The organism is Marinobacter sp. Hex_13 (assembly GCF_001566815.1).
GTDB classification, from domain to species: domain Bacteria; phylum Pseudomonadota; class Gammaproteobacteria; order Pseudomonadales; family Oleiphilaceae; genus Marinobacter; species Marinobacter salarius.
The window spans coordinates 23099-41769 of record NZ_LSMM01000049.1; the positions used below are offsets into that span (position 1 = coordinate 23099).

General features: G+C 56.8%; 17 protein-coding genes. 9 read left to right on the forward strand and 8 right to left on the reverse strand.

Annotated elements, in window-relative coordinates:
• Positions 1–214 precede the first annotated feature (214 nt).
• The gene (locus AXW11_RS12625) at positions 215–1183 is read right to left on the reverse strand and encodes a response regulator (protein ID WP_007155700.1); all 969 of its coding nucleotides are present in this window, start codon (positions 1181–1183) and stop codon (positions 215–217) included.
• Between the two features lie 146 nt (positions 1184–1329).
• Between AXW11_RS12625 and AXW11_RS12630 the strand changes: the two genes are divergently transcribed.
• Genes AXW11_RS12630 through AXW11_RS12640 form a run of 3 tightly spaced genes read left to right on the forward strand, consistent with a single transcriptional unit; the run spans position 1330 to position 3521 of the window.
• Complete coding sequence (locus AXW11_RS12630) at positions 1330–1812, forward strand: YajQ family cyclic di-GMP-binding protein (protein WP_075196455.1); 483 nt, start codon at positions 1330–1332, stop codon at positions 1810–1812.
• Positions 1813–1839: 27 nt separating this feature from the next.
• Positions 1840–3213, forward strand: coding sequence for an AmpG family muropeptide MFS transporter (locus AXW11_RS12635; protein ID WP_414673591.1), 1374 nt, complete (start codon positions 1840–1842; stop codon positions 3211–3213).
• Entirely contained in the window at positions 3210–3521 is a 312-nt protein-coding gene (locus AXW11_RS12640; RefSeq protein WP_075196454.1) for an MGMT family protein, read from the forward strand. The genes AXW11_RS12635 and AXW11_RS12640 overlap by 4 nt, the downstream gene beginning before the upstream one ends.
• A gap of 194 nt (positions 3522–3715) precedes the next feature.
• Here AXW11_RS12640 and AXW11_RS12645 read toward each other — a convergent pair whose 3' ends face one another.
• A complete protein-coding gene (locus tag AXW11_RS12645) occupies positions 3716–4477 on the reverse strand; it encodes an SDR family oxidoreductase (protein WP_075196453.1) in 762 nt (253 codons plus the stop codon).
• A 97-nt stretch (positions 4478–4574) separates the two neighbouring features.
• On the opposite strand from AXW11_RS12645, the gene AXW11_RS12650 reads away from it, so the two are divergent.
• From AXW11_RS12650 to gspD, 6 genes are all read left to right on the forward strand, one after another.
• Positions 4575–5162, forward strand: a complete 588-nt coding sequence (locus AXW11_RS12650; protein WP_036210095.1) for an FxsA family protein — start codon at positions 4575–4577, stop codon at positions 5160–5162.
• A gap of 162 nt (positions 5163–5324) precedes the next feature.
• Complete coding sequence (gene groES, locus AXW11_RS12655) at positions 5325–5612, forward strand: co-chaperone GroES (protein ID WP_007155569.1); 288 nt, start codon at positions 5325–5327, stop codon at positions 5610–5612.
• Between the two features lie 65 nt (positions 5613–5677).
• Positions 5678–7330 carry a chaperonin GroEL gene (groL, locus tag AXW11_RS12660; protein WP_036210097.1) on the forward strand — a complete coding sequence of 551 codons (1653 nt, stop codon included), beginning with the start codon at positions 5678–5680 and terminating at the stop codon, positions 7328–7330.
• A 169-nt stretch (positions 7331–7499) separates the two neighbouring features.
• Positions 7500–8294: a type II secretion system protein N gene (gspN, locus tag AXW11_RS12665; protein ID WP_075196452.1), complete on the forward strand. Its 795-nt coding sequence runs from the start codon at positions 7500–7502 to the stop codon at positions 8292–8294.
• 5 nt (positions 8295–8299) lie between these two features.
• Complete coding sequence (locus AXW11_RS12670; RefSeq protein WP_036210102.1) at positions 8300–9151, forward strand: type II secretion system protein N; 852 nt, start codon at positions 8300–8302, stop codon at positions 9149–9151.
• Positions 9152–9183: 32 nt separating this feature from the next.
• The gene (gene gspD, locus AXW11_RS12675; RefSeq protein WP_075196451.1) at positions 9184–11136 is read left to right on the forward strand and encodes a type II secretion system secretin GspD; all 1953 of its coding nucleotides are present in this window, start codon (positions 9184–9186) and stop codon (positions 11134–11136) included.
• A gap of 18 nt (positions 11137–11154) precedes the next feature.
• Here the strand turns inward: gspD and AXW11_RS12680 are convergent, their stop codons facing one another.
• The 6 genes from AXW11_RS12680 to purE all read right to left on the reverse strand — a co-directional run bounded on the left by AXW11_RS12680 (position 11155) and on the right by purE (position 18553).
• Positions 11155–13131 (reverse strand): M48 family metallopeptidase, encoded by a 1977-nt coding sequence (locus AXW11_RS12680; RefSeq protein WP_075196450.1) that lies wholly within the window; start codon positions 13129–13131, stop codon positions 11155–11157.
• 11 nt (positions 13132–13142) lie between these two features.
• Positions 13143–13730: a LemA family protein gene (locus AXW11_RS12685; RefSeq protein ID WP_041332466.1), complete on the reverse strand. Its 588-nt coding sequence runs from the start codon at positions 13728–13730 to the stop codon at positions 13143–13145.
• Positions 13731–13768: 38 nt separating this feature from the next.
• On the reverse strand, positions 13769–15829 hold the full coding sequence (locus tag AXW11_RS12690; RefSeq protein ID WP_075196563.1) for a putative bifunctional diguanylate cyclase/phosphodiesterase: 2061 nt from the start codon (positions 15827–15829) through the stop codon (positions 13769–13771).
• A gap of 258 nt (positions 15830–16087) precedes the next feature.
• Entirely contained in the window at positions 16088–16666 is a 579-nt protein-coding gene (gene sodB, locus AXW11_RS12695; protein ID WP_036210113.1) for a superoxide dismutase [Fe], read from the reverse strand.
• A 98-nt stretch (positions 16667–16764) separates the two neighbouring features.
• The gene (locus AXW11_RS12700; protein WP_041332467.1) at positions 16765–17880 is read right to left on the reverse strand and encodes a 5-(carboxyamino)imidazole ribonucleotide synthase; all 1116 of its coding nucleotides are present in this window, start codon (positions 17878–17880) and stop codon (positions 16765–16767) included.
• Positions 17881–18061: 181 nt separating this feature from the next.
• The gene (gene purE / locus AXW11_RS12705; protein WP_036210119.1) at positions 18062–18553 is read right to left on the reverse strand and encodes a 5-(carboxyamino)imidazole ribonucleotide mutase; all 492 of its coding nucleotides are present in this window, start codon (positions 18551–18553) and stop codon (positions 18062–18064) included.
• Between the last annotated feature and the right edge of the window lie 118 nt (positions 18554–18671).

Here is an 18671-nt window from a genome sequence, read left to right on the forward strand (position 1 = left end):
AAGAAGCTGGCTTAAAAACAAGGAAAGAACGAAAGTGCCTGAAAAATTCGTTAATTCTGCGGACTTTCCCCATTTGGCGGCGGAGGTACTACTCGGCTCCTCCGCCATGGGGGATACTGCTTAAATCCACAATTTCAGAATAGGGTTTTCGCTCATGGAAGTCTGTTTGTGATGTGTGTCGCAGTGTTACGTAGCGTAATCCGACACTCTTCCTTCAGGCTTTCTCAAGCTCTGGCCTGGTCTCGGTAAACCGCCGGGTCTCATAGGCATCAACCAAGCCTTGAACTGCTGCACGCTCCATCTCCTGAACCGAGGGGGTGCCGTTTTGGGCATCCGCCCTGCAAAGCACCATGCCTGCCTCAACCGAGATGTAACCCGCCGTGGTCTTCAGAGCTTTGTGGTTAATGCCGTCGAATACGCGGCGAAAAGCTGTTGTGGAGCAATGATCGCTGTTTGGGAAGTGAGCGATAATCGCGTACTGGTTGTCGCCCACGCGGCACAGGGAGTCCATGGGCCGGATCAGGTGGCTCAGGCGGCGGGCGATGCCAACGGCCAGCTCACTCATCACCGAGGGAGCGTGCTTACGCTTGAGTTCCTGCCAGTTGCGAATGCCGCAGAGCACATAGGCAGAAGCACCGCCTCGGGATTCCGCCTGCCGCAGGCATTTGCCCAGCTTATTCCGGGCATAACGGTTGTTGCAGAGGCCCGTTTCAAGATCAATGATGTTGCTGCTTTCCAGTTCGCGGTTGTTCTCGATCAACAGGGAATTGGCGCGCAGCAGGGTGTTCTGGCGGTCCGCCATGCGGTCGGCCGCGAAAATCCTTGGGATCAGCTGCTTGGTCATGTCCGATTTATAGATGAAATCGTCGACGCCCCGGTCGAATGCTTCTGACAGGGCCTCCACACTCTCCCGGGCGGTGAGCAGGATCACGTAGGTGTAGTGGTTGTTCTGCTCATCCTGCTGGCGGACCTGATCGGTCAGCTCCAGCCCGTCCATCTCCGGCATCAACCAGTCGGCAATCAACACACTGACTGGGCGTTGGTCAATAAACTCAAGCGCGGCAGGGGCATTGTTGGCGATTCGCACGTCGCGGTACCCTGCATTGCGGAGGGTTCGGCCCACCACCATACTGCTGAATTTGGCGTCGTCTACCACGAGGATGGGAAGATCAAGATTTGGCATTGTTAACTACTACTCACCAGTCCATTGTCAGATGCGGTGCCGGCCCGGTCTTGGTATGCTTTGGCACCTTGCGCAACCAGAAGGGCACCAGTATAGCGTTTTGTACGTGCCCTGACGTGGATAATTGTAAAAAGTGAGAACACATCATGCCTTCTTTTGACATCGTTTCTGAAATCGACATGCACGAAGTGACCAACGCCGTGGACCAGGCCAAGCGCGAGCTGGGCAATCGCTGGGACTTCAAGAACGTGGAAGCGGACATCGAACTGGACGACAAAGGCATCACCATCAGCGCCGAGCAGGAATTCCAGTTGGAGCAGTTGATGGACATGCTGCGCATGGCCTTCGCCAAGCGCAATATCGATTCCCGGGCGCTGTCCGAAGACGGAGAAAGCAAAGCCGGCAAACTGGTCAAGCAGCATCTGCAATTGAAGCAGGGAATCGAAACCGACATGGCCAAGAAGATCGTCAAGATGATCAAGGACGGCAAGCTCAAGGTCCAGGCCAGCATCGAAGGTGACAAAGTGCGGGTGAAAGGGAAAAAACGTGATGACCTGCAGACAGCCATTGCCCTTTTGAAGGAAGCAGAGCTCGATATTCCTCTCCAGTTCAACAACTTCCGCGACTGATCGGGGAGCAGCACCATTTTATACGGCTTGAACCGGACCCTGCTGAAAGAAACACTCGACACCTACACCCGGTGGCAGGTTATTGCGCTTCTGTTTCTGGGCTTCTCGGCGGGGCTGCCATTCCTGCTGGTGTTCTCCACCCTGAACGCAAGGCTTGCGGATGTCGGTGTGGAGACCGCCACCATTGGGTTCTTCAGCTGGCTTGGGATTACCTACTCCATCAAAGTGTTCTGGGCGCCAATTGTCGACCGGCTGAAGTTGCCGATTCTCGACAGACTGTTGGGAAAACGCCGAAGCTGGATTTTGCTCGCCCAGACGGGCATTGCCAGCGGCCTTTATCTGATGGCTCACGTGGACGCCACGGCAGCGCCTGAGATGATGGCCTGGTGCGGACTGCTGGTGGCCTTTTCCTCCGCTACGCAAGATGTGGCCATTGATGCCTATCGGATTGAAATTGCCGAAGAGCGGCTCCAGGCGGCATTGGCAGCTACCTATATCTTCGGCTACCGGTTGGCATTGTTGGTGGCTGGTGCGGGAGCCTTGTACTTGGCAGAGTTCTGGTCCTGGCAGGTGTCTTACGAGGTGATGGCTTTGCTGGTTGGTGTGGGCATGGCCACCGTGCTGATCGTAAGGGAGCCTGAGGTCAATCACTTTGCCGCTGCGCAGGACATTGCCGGAAAAATTGAGCAGGAAGCGGCGAAGCGCACCCACCTGAACCCACGCCTGGCGAGGTTTGTCGGGTGGTTTTACGCGGCGGTCGCCGGGCCGTTCCTGGATTTTTTCCGGCGCTACCGGGAACTGGCCATCCTGATCCTGATCACCGTGGCGGTCTACCGAATATCGGACATCGCCATGGGCGTGATGGCCAATCCGTTCTACCTCGATTTCATGGGGTTCTCCAAGACCGAAGTGGCGGACGTTACCAAAGTCTTCGGCTTCTTCATGACAATCGCCGGGTCGCTTCTGGGTGGCGTGCTCGTTGTGCGTTATGGCGTTCGCCGCATGCTGCTGACCGGCGCCGTCATGACCGCCGCGACCAACTTGCTGTTCGTGGTACTCGCTCAGTACCCCCCGGACCTGGGCACCCTGGCGCTCGTGGTCAGTGCTGACAACCTCAGCGGCGGCATCGCCAACGTGGCCCTGATAGCTTGGCTATCCAGCATGACCAGTGCTTCGTTCACTGCCACGCAGTACGCTCTGTTCAGTTCCTTGATGACGTTGCCCGGAAAATTCCTCGGTGGCTTTTCCGGCATTGTCGTGGCCGGTTATGGGTACGCGGAATTCTTCCTGCTGGCCGGGCTGATGGGCGTCCCCGCCATACTGCTCGCCATCTACATGATGCAAAAAGGCGAACGCCTGGACGCCTTGGCGCCTCGCAACGAGACGGCCGAGTCATCATGACCGAACCCACCAAAGACCAGAAAATCTGGCAGGTTGTTGCCGCTATCCCCCCTGGCTGCGTAGCCAGCTACGGCCAGATCGCAGATATGGCCGGCCTGGGCCGGCAGGCCCGGTACATCGGTAAAGCTTTGGGAAAACTCCCAGAAGGGCACGCCATTCCCTGGTATCGCGTGATCAGAAGCAATGGCCAGATCGCATTCCCCATCGGCAGCGAGGCGTATGAGAAACAGGCCCAAAGCCTGCGGGAAGAAGGCGTTCTGGTGGTTGATGGCAGGATTTCGATGAAGCAATTTCAGTGGCGCCCGTGACTTCTAGTGTGGTGTAGCTTGGAGTCACGTAGCGATCCCACCAGAAGTTAAGTCGGGCAGGGGGCGGTGCCAAATTTTTCTGCCAGAAAAAGATGTCCGAGCAAAGCGAGTTCTTTTTCCAAGAAAAATCTGGCACCACCCCCTAGCCAGCCCCAAACCCTTAAGGCTAGGGAACAGGGAGCAAAGCTCAAACCCTAGAGCCGCAAAGCCCCGTCAACCTCAATCATCCGCCCCGACATATAGTCATTCTCAAAAATAAACGCCGCCGCAGACGCAATTTCCTCCGGCTTACCCATACGCTTCAGGGGAATGCCAGCGGTCATCTTCTCAAGGGCTTCCGGTTTCATCGAAGCCGTCATCTCAGTCTCGATAAAGCCAGGCGCAATGCCCATGCACCGAATGCCATAACGGGCAAGCTCTTTGGCCCACACCGGCACCAATGCCGAAACCCCCGCCTTGGCGGCAGAATAATTGCTCTGGCCCATATTCCCCGCACGGGAAATCGACGCAATGTTGATAATCGCACCCTGATCGCCATTCTTGATCATCTGCGTAGACGCCTCACGGCCGCACAGGAAAACCCCCGTCAGATTCACATCAATCACCGACTGCCACTGCGACAGCTCCATGCGCTTCTCAACCTGGCCGTCCTTAACCTTCACCATCAGCCCATCCCGAAGGATGCCAGCGTTGTTAATCAACCCATTAAGCTGACCAAAATCCGCTACGATAGCCTCAAATGTCTGCTCGACATCGTCTTCCTTGGCAACATTGCAGATATAGGTTCTGGCATCGCCACCGGCTTTCTTACAGGCGGCTGCAGCCTCTTCCAGCTTCTCCGGCATCAGATCAATCAGCGCCAGACGAGCCCCTTTGGCTGCCAGATACTCAGCCATGGCTCGGCCCAAACCCTGGCCGCCGCCAGTAATTGCGATCACGGAATCTTGAAGTTTCATGTTTTGCCCTAAGGTTAAGCATTAGCGGAAGCGGCGAGTATATCAGAGGTTTTTACGGTCGCAGCAACCAGACCAACGCTCATCCACGGAGGCTCCCTTGGGCATTTTTCTGTTTTTATTCATTGTCATGCCCATCGTCGAAATGACGATATTGATCAAAGTTGGCACCATGATTGGCGCCCTGAATACCATTGGCCTTGTCCTCTTGACGGCCATCATTGGTGCCGCGCTGCTGAGGCAGCAAGGGCTCGCCACCTTGTTGAAAGCCAATCAGAGGCTCAATAGTGGTGAGTTGCCAGCGAAGGAAGTGGCGGAAGGCCTGATTCTGGCCGTGGGCGGCGCCCTGCTGCTGACGCCGGGATTCGTCACCGACACCATTGGCTTCCTTTGCCTGATTCCGGGCACCCGCCACTGGTTCGCCGCCCAGGCCCTGAAGCGAATGGTGGTGGCCGGCCAGTCCGGCGGTTTCACATTTACCGCAGGCCAGCAGGGGCCTTTCCAGGGGCAGGGGCCCTTTGGTGGCCGCGAAGGGCCGTTCGGGCGTCAAAATCCTTTCGACAGGAACGATGACATTATTGAAGGGGAATACCGCGACGAAACCGAGCGCGACTACGATCGCCTGAACCGGAATACCGAAGGCCGAGAGGATAGTGATCACGGCGATGGCGGTCCGAAAAAAAACTGAAAAATTTTTCAGGGGAAGTGTTGAAAACGCATCGGCCACCCCCACATAGGTTTCACAAGTTCGCTGCGGGCTAATAACCGCTGTAAAACAGTTGGTTAAAAGCCCCGGCTTTTAACGCAACCATCATTGCCAAACCTAACCTGACATTGGAGATATCGAGCAATGAAAATTCGTCCGCTACACGATCGTGTTGTCGTGCGCCGTAAGGAAGAAGAAGAGAAAACAGCTGGTGGCATCGTACTGCCGGGTAATGCCAAAGAGAAGCCGTCCCAGGGTGAAGTTATCGCCGTAGGAAATGGCCGTATTCTCGACAATGGCGAAACCCGTGCGCTGGCGGTAAAGGTGGGTGACACCGTGGTCTTTGGCCAGTACGCCGGTAACACCGTAAAGGTTGACGGCGAAGACCTGCTCATCATGAGCGAAAACGACATTTTCGGCGTTCTCGAGTAAACGCTCGGTTACGCAGCAATCCGATTGAACGATTGAATTGGGTTTAACGAACAGGAATAGATGACATGGCAGCAAAAGACGTTAGATTCGGTGACAGCGCCCGTAAACGCATGGTTCAGGGTGTTAACATCCTGGCGGACGCAGTTAAGGTAACCTTGGGCCCGAAAGGCCGCAACGTTGTTCTGGACAAGTCCTTCGGCGCACCAACCGTCACCAAGGACGGCGTATCCGTCGCCAAGGAAATCGAGCTGAAAGACAAGTTCGAGAACATGGGTGCCCAGATGGTCAAGGAAGTTGCTTCCCAGGCCAATGATACCGCCGGTGACGGCACCACCACGGCGACCGTTCTGGCACAGGCCATTGTTCGTGAGGGCATCAAGGCCGTTACTGCCGGCATGAACCCGATGGACCTCAAACGTGGCATCGACAAGGCGACAATCGCAGCAGTACAGGCCATCCGTGACCTGTCCAAGCCCTGTGACGACAGCCGCAACATTGCCCAGGTAGGCACGATCTCCGCCAACGGCGACGAGACCATCGGCCAGCTTATCGCAGACGCGATGGAGAAAGTGGGTAAGGAAGGCGTTATCACCGTTGAGGAAGGCCGTGGCCTGGAAGACGAGCTGGACGTAGTGGAAGGCATGCAGTTTGACCGTGGCTTCCTGTCTCCGTACTTCATCAACAACCAGGAAAACATGTCCACCGAACTGGATGACCCGTACATCCTGCTGGTTGACAAGAAGATCTCCAACATCCGTGAGCTTCTGCCCGTTCTGGAATCTGTGGCCAAGGCTGGTAAGCCTTTGCAGATTATTGCTGAAGACATCGAAGGTGAAGCGTTGGCGACCCTGGTCGTGAACAACATGCGCGGCATTGTGAAAGTAAATGCTGTAAAAGCACCCGGCTTCGGTGACCGCCGCAAGGAAATGCTGCAGGACATCGCTATTCTGACTGGCGGCACTGTTATTTCCGAAGAAGTCGGCCTGTCTCTGGAAAACACCACCATTGATGACCTGGGTACTGCCAAGCGTGTCAACGTCACCAAGGAAAACACCACCATTATTGGCGGTGCTGGTGCTCAGGGTGATATCGAAGCCCGCGTTGAGCAGATCCGTAAGCAGATTGAGGACAGCTCTTCCGACTACGACAAGGAAAAGCTCCAGGAGCGCGTGGCCAAGCTGGCTGGCGGTGTAGCCGTCATCAAGGTTGGCGCCGGTTCTGAAGTGGAAATGAAAGAGAAGAAGGCCCGCGTTGAAGACGCTCTGCACTCCACCCGCGCTGCGGTTGAAGAGGGCATTGTGCCGGGCGGCGGTGTCACCCTGATTCGCGCCATTGCGGCTCTGGACAAGGTTGACGCCATCAACGAAGAGCAAAAGGCGGGCGTTAACATCCTGCGCCGTGCCATGGAAGCTCCGCTGCGCCAGATCGTGACCAACGCCGGTGGTGAAGCCTCCGTTGTTGTGAACAAGATCATGGAAGGCGAAGGTGCCTATGGCTATAACGCCTCTACCGAAGCGTTCGGTGACATGCTGGAAATGGGTATCCTTGACCCGGCCAAAGTGACCCGTTCCGCGCTGCAGGCAGCCGCTTCCGTGGCTTCCCTGATCATCACCACTGAGGCGATGATTGCGGACGAGCCGGAAGAAGAAGGCGCCGGCGGCGGTATGCCGGACATGGGTGGCATGGGCGGAATGGGAGGCATGGGCGGCATGATGTAGTAATGCCGACCGGACCCGGACCAATTCTCAATTTCTGAGGAATGGCCCCATAAACCCGGAAAACCCCGCATTGGTTCACACCGATGCGGGGTTTTTTGTTTTTTTGTCATGAACTTGCGAAATGGCTTTGCTAGACTCGGCAACCGGCCATTTATCTTTGTGACACTGTATGAGCGAAACCCCAGCAAAAGCCTTTCTCAGACCCGGCAAAGTGTTCCTGCTGACCTTGGCCGGTGTGCTGGTTTATCTGGTGGCGCTGGTGGTTCTCGTACCGGCCGGATGGCTTTGGCATCAGGCGTCTGCCTATGTTGCGCTTCCGCCGGAAGTCCAGGTCAGTCAGGTGTCTGGCAGGGTCTGGTCAGGCGCTGCCGGCGTGGTGGTCGCCGGTTATCCTGTGAGGCTTGAGTGGCGGCTGGGCATGCCGTCCGTTTCTGGATTATCGTTACCCGTCGATTTTTCAGTGTCGTCGTCACAGTCTTCCGTGGATGGCAATGTTAGTCTCGGGTGGCAGGGGGCAGGCACCCTCAACGCCAGTGGCCATCTGGCAGTCGCTGAATTTGAGGACCTGATCCGACGCAGCGGTGGAGCAGTCATCGAAGGTGACGTCACCATTGATCGATTGGTGTTGTCGTGGCAGGACAACCGCGTGACCCAGGCCGACGGCGTTGGCCGCTGGGCAGGAGGCCAGGTTACCTGGCCCATGGGGAATAATATTGGCCAGGCAGATTTCCCGCCCATGCTGGCGACGATGGACAGTACGGCCGATGGCGTTGCGCTGGTCATCTCGGAGCAGGGCGGCGATGGCCCCGCGGCGGATGCCGAGATTCGCTGGAACGGTATGATGGAGTTGCGAGTCTATAAACGCATGATCGACCTGGCCGACCAACCCTGGCCAGATTCTGCTAACCCCAGTGATGTCGTCTTCAGGGTCAAGCAGCCCTTGATTCCAGGAGGTGCTCTGTGACAGCAATGGCGGCTGTTATCGGTAGCCGGCGACTGCCCCGGTTGCTGGCCAATTTGTTACTGGCGGGCCTCGTGGTTTATGTTGCCCTGGTACTGGCGCAGACAACCTGGCTCATCGCCTGGGATGACCGCCCGGTGGCCATGGCACCCGCCTCTGACAGCCGCGCGAGCGCTTCAGGTGGCGGCCGATTACAGCCACTGGCGGCCCATCAGGTGTTTGGCAGGGCGGAAGAGCAAACCCGTGTCGCAGAAGTGGTACGCCGGTCGGCACCGGAAACCAGGCTCAACCTCAGGCTTGAAGGTGTGCTGGTGGCAGAGCGCCCGGAGGACTCCGGTGCTATAGTTGCGGGAAGCAATGGAGTAACTGAGCACTATCGTGTGGGTGAGGTCTTGCCCGGTAACGCCGAACTGGCGGAAGTGGAACCAGGCCGGGTGCTGATTCGCAGGAATGGGCAATACGAAACCCTGACGTTTGAAGAACAGCTTTCCACTGGCCTGGTTGAGGGCGTGGAAGAAGATTTGGCGGAACCGGCGTCTTCGCCGGAGCAGTTCCTGAGTGAGGCACGGGAACAGCTTGATTCCCAGGGAGTTGCGGCGCTTGCACCATACGGGCTTAGCCCGACCGGGGAGGGAGGTACGTCCGGTTATGTGTACGATGGTTCCAATGCCATGCTCAATGCTGTCAACCTCAGGGCCGGTGACGTCATCACTGCCGTCAATGGCCAGCGGCTGGGGGATCTTGAGCAGGATATGATGCTTTTTGAGAATTGGCGGTCTGAGCCGCAATTGGAAATAGAAATTGAACGGGACGGATCCATTCTGACCGTGAGCTATGCCATACCTGAACAGTGGCGATGAACGGATTTAACGATACAGGACAATAACGCCAGATGCTTAACCACAGATCCAAATTATTCCGGGCCTTTGTTCTGGCCCTGCTGATGCCCCTGATGTCTGTTGCTTACGGGCAGGAAACGGAGACCTGGCGACTGAACCTCAAGGACGCCGACATTCGCGCCTTTGTGACCCAGGTGGCCGATATCACCGGCTACAGCTTTGTTGTGGATCCACGGGTAAAGGGAAAGGTGACCGTCCTGTCCAGCGCCCCCATGAACAAGGACGAGATTTACGACCTGTTCCTGGCCGTGTTGCAGGTGCATGGCTTCACCGCCATTCCCGGCGAGGAAGTGATCAAGGTGGTTCAGCAGGTGGACGCCAAACAATCCGCTGAGTCGCTGGAGCGGTTTACGGAGGTGCCCTCAGAGCAGCTGATTACCCGTGTTATTCAGATCGATAACGCCAATGCCCTCGAACTGGTGCCCATCCTGCGCCCGCTCGTGGCCAAGTATGGCCACCTGGCGGGGGTGGCGGCCGCCAACGCCCTGATCGTCAGCGACCACTCTTCCAATATCCAGCGCATCGAACAGATTGTGAGAGAGCTCGACAGTCCGTCCAAATACGAGGTGGAGGTGATCCAGCTCGAAGAGGCCTGGGTGGGCGATATGGTCGAGTTGCTGCAGGAACTGGCTCCGGCGGAATTGGGCCAGGGTGGTGGCGATAACGCTGCCCGCAAGTACAGCGTAACGGCCGATGAGCGCAGCAACCGGCTTATTCTCAGGGGTGATGAAACCTTCCGTGACAAGATGAGGGAGCTGATCAGGAAGCTGGACCAGCCCTCAGCCACCGGCGGTACGACCAAGGTCATTCGCCTGAGCCACGCGGACGCGGAGAATCTTACTGAGATTCTCAAGGGCGTGATGGGTGAGGTGGCCAAGGAATCTTCCGGGGGGGCTGGTGGTGCTGGCGGCAGTGCCGGAAGCGGACGTAACACCAACTTTTCCGTTTTCGCCGACGAGGGGCTGAACGCGCTTGTGGTACGCGGTGAACCGTCGATGATGCAGGAAGCTGAAATGATCGTTAAGGCCCTGGATGTTCGCCGTGCCCAGGTAATGATTGAGGCGGCCATCGTCGAAATCAGCGACGAGCTGGGGCAGGATCTGGGCGTCCAGTTGGCACTGGGTGATGAATCCGGCGAGTCTACGCCAATAGCCGGCACCAACTTCAACAACGTCGGCCGAAGCCTGGGCGACGTATTGGGTGCGATCCTTTCTGATTCGGTGATTGCACCGGCCACCGGCGGTATTACCATTGGCGCAGGCCAGCGGAATGAAAACGGCGTTTCCTGGGGCGTGCTGCTGCAGGCTCTGTCGACCTCGGCGGCGGCAAATCTGCTGTCTACTCCCAGTATCATTACCCTGGATAACCAGGAATCCGAAATCATCGTTGGCCAGAACGTACCTTTCCGTACCGGTCAGTCCACTGTCACAGGTGACGGTACAACCAACCCATTTACCACGATTGAGCGTCGCGATATCGGTCTCACCCTGAAGGTGACACCCACTATCAGCGCCGATGGTCTTGTACGGTTGGTGGTGGAGCAGACCACCGAGAATATTGGTGACAGCGTGGAGTCCGCCTCCGATATCATTACCAACAAGCGTGAAATCAAGACTACGGTCCTGGCAGATGATGGTGAAACCATCGTTCTGGGTGGTTTGACGACCGATGATTTGCAGGTGAATAAGAGTAAGGTTCCCCTGCTGGGCGACATCCCGGTGTTGGGGCGTCTGTTTTCCTCCGAATCCGAGCGCCGGGTGAAACGTAACCTGCTGGTGTTCCTGCGCCCGACGATCATGCTTGGCAAGGCCGATGCTGTAGCCGCCACGGATGAGAAATTCCAGAGCTTGTGGGAGATCAATCTCGGTGTGCGCAAGAAGCTGGGCCTGCCAGACCCGGAAGGACCGCCAACGAAAGACTCGCTGTTCCGGCCTCAGCCTGACTGATTGGCCAAGGGGCTGATCTCAGGCTGCCAGTGGCGGCATCGGGCAGTCCAGTTGATCCGCCACCAGGCGGATCAACTCATATTCCGTGGTCTTGATCTCTCCATCCGCAAGCACGCAATGGCCGCAAGCGTCGAGAATTGCCGGTTTTAGCAGCGGCGACAGGGTGTTTAGCACCAAAAGCGCATCCCGCAGATGCTTGATCGACACCGTCTCCAGAAGTTCCGGCTCCTTACGTCCGTCGGTAAAACCTGCCATCGCCTCAGTGAACAGTCCCTGGCTGTCGATGCCCTGACGAGCACCCGCCCGGGCCATCAGGCTGAACAGCACTTGCAACTCGTCGGTTACTGTCCGGTAGCTGCGGTGGCGTACCGGAACCGGGCGGGCCGAGTCTCCCGCCAGGTGGCGTCGAAGAAAGGTATGCATGGCCAGTTCGTAGAGGCTCAGACGGTTGTCTGCCCTGATCAACACCTCCGTACACGACATTAACTGGTTGCGCTCATCCGGATCGAGCTTTCTCAGGGCCGGCATGGCCAGTTCCAGCGCCGGGAATCGTACTGCCTCGCCCAGTGAGGTAAGGGCGGGCAGCAGTTTGTTCAACAGGTCGGCGTTGGGCGCAAAGAGGGCGTTGGCGGTGACCAGCGCCAGCCGTTTCTGTTGCGATGACTCAGGAAGCTGGTAGATCAGTAGCGCATAGCACAGCTGAATGGCGCCGGCCCGGGTGTAAAGCAGGTTGCGAAATGTTGATGGCAGTCGGTTGAGAAGGTCCACGGCGTAGTCTTCGCTGCGTTTGTTGACGGTGCCTACCGTTGTTGAGATATCTGCCGATGGCCGGGTGTTCAGGGGCGATGTGGAGGCGCGAGGGCTGGCTGCGCTGAAGCCGGAAACCGCTCCATGGGCCGTATCTGCACTGGTTTCGGAGGTTTGGTGCGAGCCCATGGATCGAAGGGCACTTCCCGGTTCGCTGTCTCTAAGCCTGCTGCGAAGGCGGGCAAACATACCCGGCTGGATGGCTTCGATACGCTCCTGAACCGGAGGGTGGGACGCCAGCAATGCTGCAAATTTCATGCGTGCGCTTTCGCCAAAACACATGTGGTTCATGTCACTGGCATGGCTGGTGGTGTCCAGATAGCCCCCTTTGAGGCCAATCTTGAACAGCGCGCCGGCAATGCCTTCGGGGTTACGGGTGAATTGTACCGAGGAGGCATCCGCCAGCATTTCCCGTTGCCGTGATACCGCGGACTGAATCAGTCTTCCGAAGAATACGCCCACATAGCCGATTACCAGCAGCGCCAAACCTACCAGCCCGAAAACAGCCTGGCCCCGACGGTCACGGGATGAGTGGCTGGATACATGGGAGCGGTGGAAGGATGCCCTGAGCAGGAAGGCACCGATCTGTCCGATCATCAGGATGCCGGCCAGGATGGCGATCAAACGGACATTCAGACGCATATCGCCGTTGAGAACATGGCTGAACTCGTGACCAACGACGCCCTGGAGCTCATCACGGGTGAGTTGTGTCAGGGCCCCATGGGTCACCACCATGACCGCCTCGCCGGGCGTATAGCCGGCCACAAAGGCGTTGATGCCGGTCTCGTGGTCCATCACGTAAAGCTCGGGCACACTGATGCCGCTGGCGATGGACATTTCTTCCACGATATTGCGAAGCCTACGCTCGTCGGTGTCCCTGGTGGCGGGGTCAATCGCACGGGCGCCGACCATTTTTGCAACACGCTCGCCACCGCCCGACAGGTCCGCCCAGCGGATCAGAGAGCCAATACCGATCAGGGCAACGACCGCTATCGCTGTATACAGCCCATGGCGGCTCAGTAGCCAGTCGGCAAACGCCAGCCCGGTGTATTCGCTGCGGGTTACCAGATAACCCACCAGACAAACCAGGAGCGTGATGATCACGACCGCGGCCAGAAACAGAGCCACCAGCAAGCCCGTGTTGCGACGGGCGCTGGCCTGGCGCTGGAAAAAACCGGGATGTGCCATGGCAACGGGCCTCAGAAGGCGACTTTCGGCGCCTGACGGGCCTCAGGAGATTCCAGCTCCAGCTGGGAGGAAGGTTTGAAAGCGAACAGTCCGGCCACGATGTTGTTGGGGAACTGTTCACGGAAGATGTTGTAGCCCATGACGCCATCGTTGTAGGCCTGGCGGGCAAAGGAAACCCGGTTCTCTGTGCTGGAAAGCTCTTCCATCAACTGCTGGATGGTTTCGTTGGCTTTAAGCTCTGGGTAGTTTTCCGCCACGGCGTAAAAGTTGGCGAGCGCCTTAGAGAGCATGTTCTCGGCGCTTCCCAGGCGCTGGATTTTGCCTCCATCTGCTGGGTCGCCCGCAGCGTCCTTCTGAGCGCTGACCGCATTATTCCGGGCTTCCATCACTTCGGTAAGGGTGTTGCGCTCGTGGGAAAGGTAGGCCTTGGCCGATTCCACCAGGTTGGGAATCAGGTCGTGGCGGCGCTGGAGTTGAACATCAATCTGGGCAAATCCGTTCTTGAACTGGTTTCTCAGGGATACCAGGCGGTTGTAGATAAACACGATGTAGACAACAACGACTGCAATAACAATCAGGCCGATCAGTGTGGTTCCCATGGGCGGCTCCTTGCGTTCCTGGTGGGGTGACTCAGTGGTCAGACATTATTCTCGACAATTTTGTTGTGAAAGCCAGCAACAAATACCTCGAAATCGTGGGGTTTGAGCGGCTTGCTGAAGTAGTAGCCCTGGGCCAGTTTGCAGCCACGCTGCGCGAGGTAGTATTCCTGTTCCGCGGTCTCAACGCCTTCAGCCACCACCGTCAGATTCAGGCTCTTGCCAAGGTCGATGATGGTGTTGGCAATGCGGGTGTCTTCCTCGTTGACAAGCAGGTCATGAATGAACTGCTTGTCGATTTTCAGATGCTGGACCGGCATGCGCTTGAGGTAGGTCAGGGAAGAGTAACCGGTACCGAAATCATCCACCGCTATGCTGATGCCCGCTTTATGCAGGCGTTTCAGCTTCTTCACGGCGTCTTCCAGATTGGTCATGAAACTGGTTTCGGTCACTTCCAGTTCAAGACGTCCGGCGGGGATGTTGTGGCGTTTCAGGGTATCCAGAATCTCGTCCACGATGTGGTTCTGACGTAATTGTACCGCTGAAAGGTTGATCGCAATGCGCAGGGGCATGCCGTCTCTGGCCCAGCGCGCCGCCTGCCAGCAGGCCTGATCCAGAACCCACTGGCCGATTTCCACGATACTGCCGTTCATCTCGGCCACCGGTATGAAGTGATCCGGTGGCACAAGGCCCTTCTCTGGATGTTCCCAGCGAATCAGAGCTTCCGCCCCGATAATCCGGTGGGTTTCCAGGTTGATCTGTGGTTGGTAAACCAAGTGGAACTGCTGGTTGTGGAGCGCGATGGAGAGATCTTTCTCAAGCTGTTTACGTTCACGAATTTCCTGGTCAACGCTGGCAACGTAGAACTGGAAATAATTGTGTCCGCCTTCCTTGGCCAGGGCCATGGTTTGTTCGGCGTTTTGCAGCAACCTGTCGGCTTGACTCGCGTCTCCTGGAAATAGGGCGATGCCGAGGGTGGCGGTCATGGTGATGGTCTGCTCATCGAAGATCATCGGGCTGCTTAGGGTGGCCAGTATACGGTCGGCAGTGTCGGCGGCCTGAAATCCGTCTCTCAATCCCTTCTCCACCACAACAAACTGGTCGCTGCCCAGTCGGGCGATGGTAAAGCGCGTACCGCCGAGCTTCTGCGTAAGGCGATCGGCCACGGTTTGCAGGATCATGTCGCCGGTGCGGAAACCGCACTGCTCGTTGATGGACTTGAAGTCATCGATGCCACAACAGATCAGTGACAGGACCAAGTTGTCATCACTGGCGTCTGCAATATCGGCCTGGAGCAACTCCATGAAGGTGTCTCGGCTGGGCAGGCCGGTTAGCTGATCGTACCTTGAGAGCCGGGTAACACGATCTTCTGCTTCCCGGTGGCGGGTCTGGCTGTCGCCAATCGCAACCAGGAGGTTGTTGGTGGCGTTGACCCAAAGGCCCAATTCATCTTTCTGATGGCCGTGAGGCAGGTGGATCAGATTGTCATCGGGGTGATCCGGGTTGACCTGTTTAACTGAGCGTACAATTCGTAGCAGTGGGCGCGTCAGCAGTAGATGGAAAACCACAAACAGCACCATTCCGAGAATGACGGCAATAGCGATGCCGGAGGCGAAGGTGATGGAAGCGCGCTCAAGCCAGGTTCGGGCAGCCGGACCGGTGTCGTACTTTAGTTCAAGGTAACCGTAAACATTGCCGGTGCCAGTGTCCCGGGAAAGCTCTTTGCGATAGTAACGTTCAGATTCAAAAATCGGGTCCGTAATCCGGCGGGAGGCGCTTTCTTTCAAAGGGCGGTCACGGCTGCCGAGAGGTTCGCCGTCGGGGTGGGTAATGCGTGCGACACGCATGGCTTCCTGAGCAAACAGGCCGTCGACCACCTGTTGGGCAAGGTCAGCATCGATACTGAAAACGGCCTGGGTTGATGCGTCCTTGACCAGTGCCATGGTTTGCCGCGCCTGATCATCGAGAGACTGCGATACCCGTCCGGCATCAAGGATGACCTGCACGGTGCTGACGATGACCCCACTAATTAACGCCACGGCGAGTACCCATCGCAGCACCCGGTACCCCAGGCGATGTTCTACCTCATAAGAATTTTGCATGGAGGCCTGTTTGATTCGTTCCAACTGAATGAGACCCGGTATCGCTCACCTGGGGCAAAGGGGCTCTCGGCTGACATATTCTTTTTCAAGTATGGTTCAGTTTTTACCTACTGTACCCAGTATCGGCAATTCTTCCAGATAATTCAGGCTACGGGTGTATCAATTTGTAAGATCGTTTGTATCACAGATACGAAAACGCCCGCGAAGTGCGGGCGTTTTTGCGTGCAGGTTGTGGCCTGCAAGGTATCCGAAGCGCTGTTATGCCAGGTTTTCGTTGACGAAATCCCAGTTAACCAGTTTCCAGAACGCTTCCAGATAATTCGGACGGGAATTGCGATAGTCGATGTAGTACGCGTGTTCCCAGACGTCGACCGTCAGTACCGGCTTGTCGGCGGTTGTCAGCGGCGTTTCGGCATTGCTGGTATTAACAATGGCAACGCTGCCGTCGGCCTTCTTCACCAGCCAGGTCCAGCCTGAACCAAAGTTGTTGGCGGCCTTGTCGTTAAATTCTTTCTTGAAGTCTTCGAAAGAACCAAAGGCTTTTTCGATCGCGTCCTTGGCCGCTCCCGTAGGCTCACCACCACCGTTCGGGCTCAGGCAGTGCCAGTAAAAGGTGTGGTTCCAGACCTGGGCAGCGTTGTTGAACAGTGGGCCGCTGGCGCTCTTGATAATGTCTTCGAGCGATTTGTTGGCGTTGTCGGTGCCTTCGACCAGACCGTTGAGCTTGGTTACGTAAGTGTTGTGGTGCTTGCCGTAATGGTACTCAAGAGTCTCCTGAGAGATGTGTGGTTCCAGTGCGTTCTTTTCATAGGGCAGTGCGGGAAGTTCAAATGCCATGAGGTCGTTCTCCCTGATTCTCTCTGTTTATGTGTATGTAAGCCATTATTAAATATAGGGGCGCTTTGAGTTATATCAACCCCTTGTGTGCACCCTGCCTACTGCTCAGACAGGGTGCTCTTAAACTCTGGACAACCGGGTAAAAACTGGGCGCAGTTCTTTACCCGCCAGACCAATTCTTCGTAGCTGTCCGCCAGAACGGTCACATGGCCAAGTTTCCGGCCCGGGCGCTCGCCTTTATTGTAGAGGTGTACATGAGCGTAAGGCAGTTCAAGGATTCGTTCAATGTCGCCATGCTCGGCAATAATGTTGATCATGCAGCTGACACCTCGAGCGTCGGTGCTTCCCAAGGGGTGGCCGCTCACGGCGCGGATGTGGTTCTCGAACTGGCTGGTCATGGCACCCTCGATGGTCCAGTGCCCAGAGTTGTGGACCCGCGGTGCCATTTCGTTGGCGACCAGACCTTCGGCGGTTTCAAAGAGTTCAAGCGTTAGTACGCCGACGTAATTCAGTTCGTTCAGCAGCGCCTTGATGTAACGTTCTGCGTCTTCCCGGACATGTTTTTCCAGCTTTGGTGCCGGAGCAATGGAATAACGCAGGATGCCTTCGTGATGAGCGTTTTCCGCCATCGGATAGAAGGCCAGTTCGCCAACCTCGGCACGCACGGCAATAATGGAGACTTCGCGGCGAAACTCGACGAATTTCTCGACGATCAGACGCGGATGACCAATGGATTTCCAGGCCTCTGCTGCGTCTTCCGGTGAACGAAGAACTGCCTGTCCCTTGCCGTCATAACCTTCGGTGTTGGATTTGGCAACCACCGGGCAACCGAGTTCTTCGGCAGCGGCCTGCAATGACTCTGCGCTGTCTGCAATTCTCCATTCTGGTGTGGGAATGCCAAGCTCGCCAAAGAGCGTCTTTTCAGCTTCTCGATTCTGGCAAACCTGCAGCGCTCGGGGGCAGGGGTGAACCGGCTTTTCTTTGGCAATTCGCTCTGCTACGTCCACCGGCAAGTGTTCGAACTCATAGGTGACCCGATCTACCCGGGAAATGAGGTCGTCCAGGTATTGACCGTCTCGATCAATAATCACTTCACCCAGCCCGGCACTGGGATTACCGGACATATCATAGAAAACAAACGTCTTGGCCAACGGGTAGCCAGCCAGAGCCAACATCCGGCCAAGCTGACCGGCCCCTAAAACACCAATTCTCATTCGTTGTCTCCTGCCTTTAATTAGTAGGCATCTGCATTAGTTCGGGGAGTGGGTGGGGGATGCTTTCCAAAACTGTGTGGAGCCATGGATGGCGGAGCCCAAGCGCCACATGGATGTGCCGCAAGGAGCGTGTTTTGGAAAGCATCCCCCACCCGCTCGTACACCAAAGTCCGATGCCTGATTATTGATCGCTGGGATCAGGATTATCCAGGATTGTCTGTGTCTGTGTAGCGCGAAACTCATCGACCGCTATACGGACATCGTCCTTGAATGTACCGATAATCTGAGCCGCCAGCAGGCCAGCGTTAGTGGCACCGGCTTTACCAATTGCCAGGGTGCCAACCGCAATGCCGCCGGGCATTTGTACGATGGACAGCAGCGAATCAAGACCGTTGAGTGCTTTGGACTGGACGGGAACACCAAGGACCGGCAGTGACGTTTGTGACGCGACCATGCCAGGCAGGTGAGCAGCACCGCCCGCGCCTGCAATGATCACCTTCAGGCCCCGATCAGAGGCAGTCTTGGCATAATCAAACAGCAAATCCGGCGTACGGTGGGCAGAGACAACCTTCGTCTCGTAAGGCACGCCCAGCTTGTCCAGCATCTCGGCGGCGTGTTCCATGGTGGGCCAGTCAGACTTCGAGCCCATGATGAGTCCTACAAGCGGCTGCATATGCAACAGTCCTGATATGTGAGAAAGCCGGACATTGTATGTAAGGCCCCGTGGCCATGCAAACAGTCGATGGCCAAGGAGCGCATACTGTCAGCTCTCCTGGCCGTCATTTTGCTGA

What these genes read in the sequence shown, in the direction of transcription:
- AXW11_RS12625 (WP_007155700.1), bottom strand. Translation starts at nt 1,183, where the DNA reads ATGCCAAATCTTGATCTTCCCATCCTCGTGGTAGACGACGCCAAATTC.
- AXW11_RS12630 (WP_075196455.1), top strand. Translation starts at nt 1,330, where the DNA reads ATGCCTTCTTTTGACATCGTTTCTGAAATCGACATGCACGAAGTGACC.
- AXW11_RS12640 (WP_075196454.1), top strand. Translation starts at nt 3,210, where the DNA reads ATGACCGAACCCACCAAAGACCAGAAAATCTGGCAGGTTGTTGCCGCT.
- AXW11_RS12645 (WP_075196453.1), bottom strand. Translation starts at nt 4,477, where the DNA reads ATGAAACTTCAAGATTCCGTGATCGCAATTACTGGCGGCGGCCAGGGT.
- groES (WP_007155569.1), top strand. Translation starts at nt 5,325, where the DNA reads ATGAAAATTCGTCCGCTACACGATCGTGTTGTCGTGCGCCGTAAGGAA.
- groL (WP_036210097.1), top strand. Translation starts at nt 5,678, where the DNA reads ATGGCAGCAAAAGACGTTAGATTCGGTGACAGCGCCCGTAAACGCATG.
- gspN (WP_075196452.1), top strand. Translation starts at nt 7,500, where the DNA reads ATGAGCGAAACCCCAGCAAAAGCCTTTCTCAGACCCGGCAAAGTGTTC.
- AXW11_RS12670 (WP_036210102.1), top strand. Translation starts at nt 8,300, where the DNA reads ATGGCGGCTGTTATCGGTAGCCGGCGACTGCCCCGGTTGCTGGCCAAT.
- gspD (WP_075196451.1), top strand. Translation starts at nt 9,184, where the DNA reads ATGCTTAACCACAGATCCAAATTATTCCGGGCCTTTGTTCTGGCCCTG.
- AXW11_RS12680 (WP_075196450.1), bottom strand. Translation starts at nt 13,131, where the DNA reads ATGGCACATCCCGGTTTTTTCCAGCGCCAGGCCAGCGCCCGTCGCAAC.
- AXW11_RS12685 (WP_041332466.1), bottom strand. Translation starts at nt 13,730, where the DNA reads ATGGGAACCACACTGATCGGCCTGATTGTTATTGCAGTCGTTGTTGTC.
- AXW11_RS12690 (WP_075196563.1), bottom strand. Translation starts at nt 15,829, where the DNA reads ATGCAAAATTCTTATGAGGTAGAACATCGCCTGGGGTACCGGGTGCTG.
- sodB (WP_036210113.1), bottom strand. Translation starts at nt 16,666, where the DNA reads ATGGCATTTGAACTTCCCGCACTGCCCTATGAAAAGAACGCACTGGAA.
- AXW11_RS12700 (WP_041332467.1), bottom strand. Translation starts at nt 17,880, where the DNA reads ATGAGAATTGGTGTTTTAGGGGCCGGTCAGCTTGGCCGGATGTTGGCT.
- purE (WP_036210119.1), bottom strand. Translation starts at nt 18,553, where the DNA reads ATGCAGCCGCTTGTAGGACTCATCATGGGCTCGAAGTCTGACTGGCCC.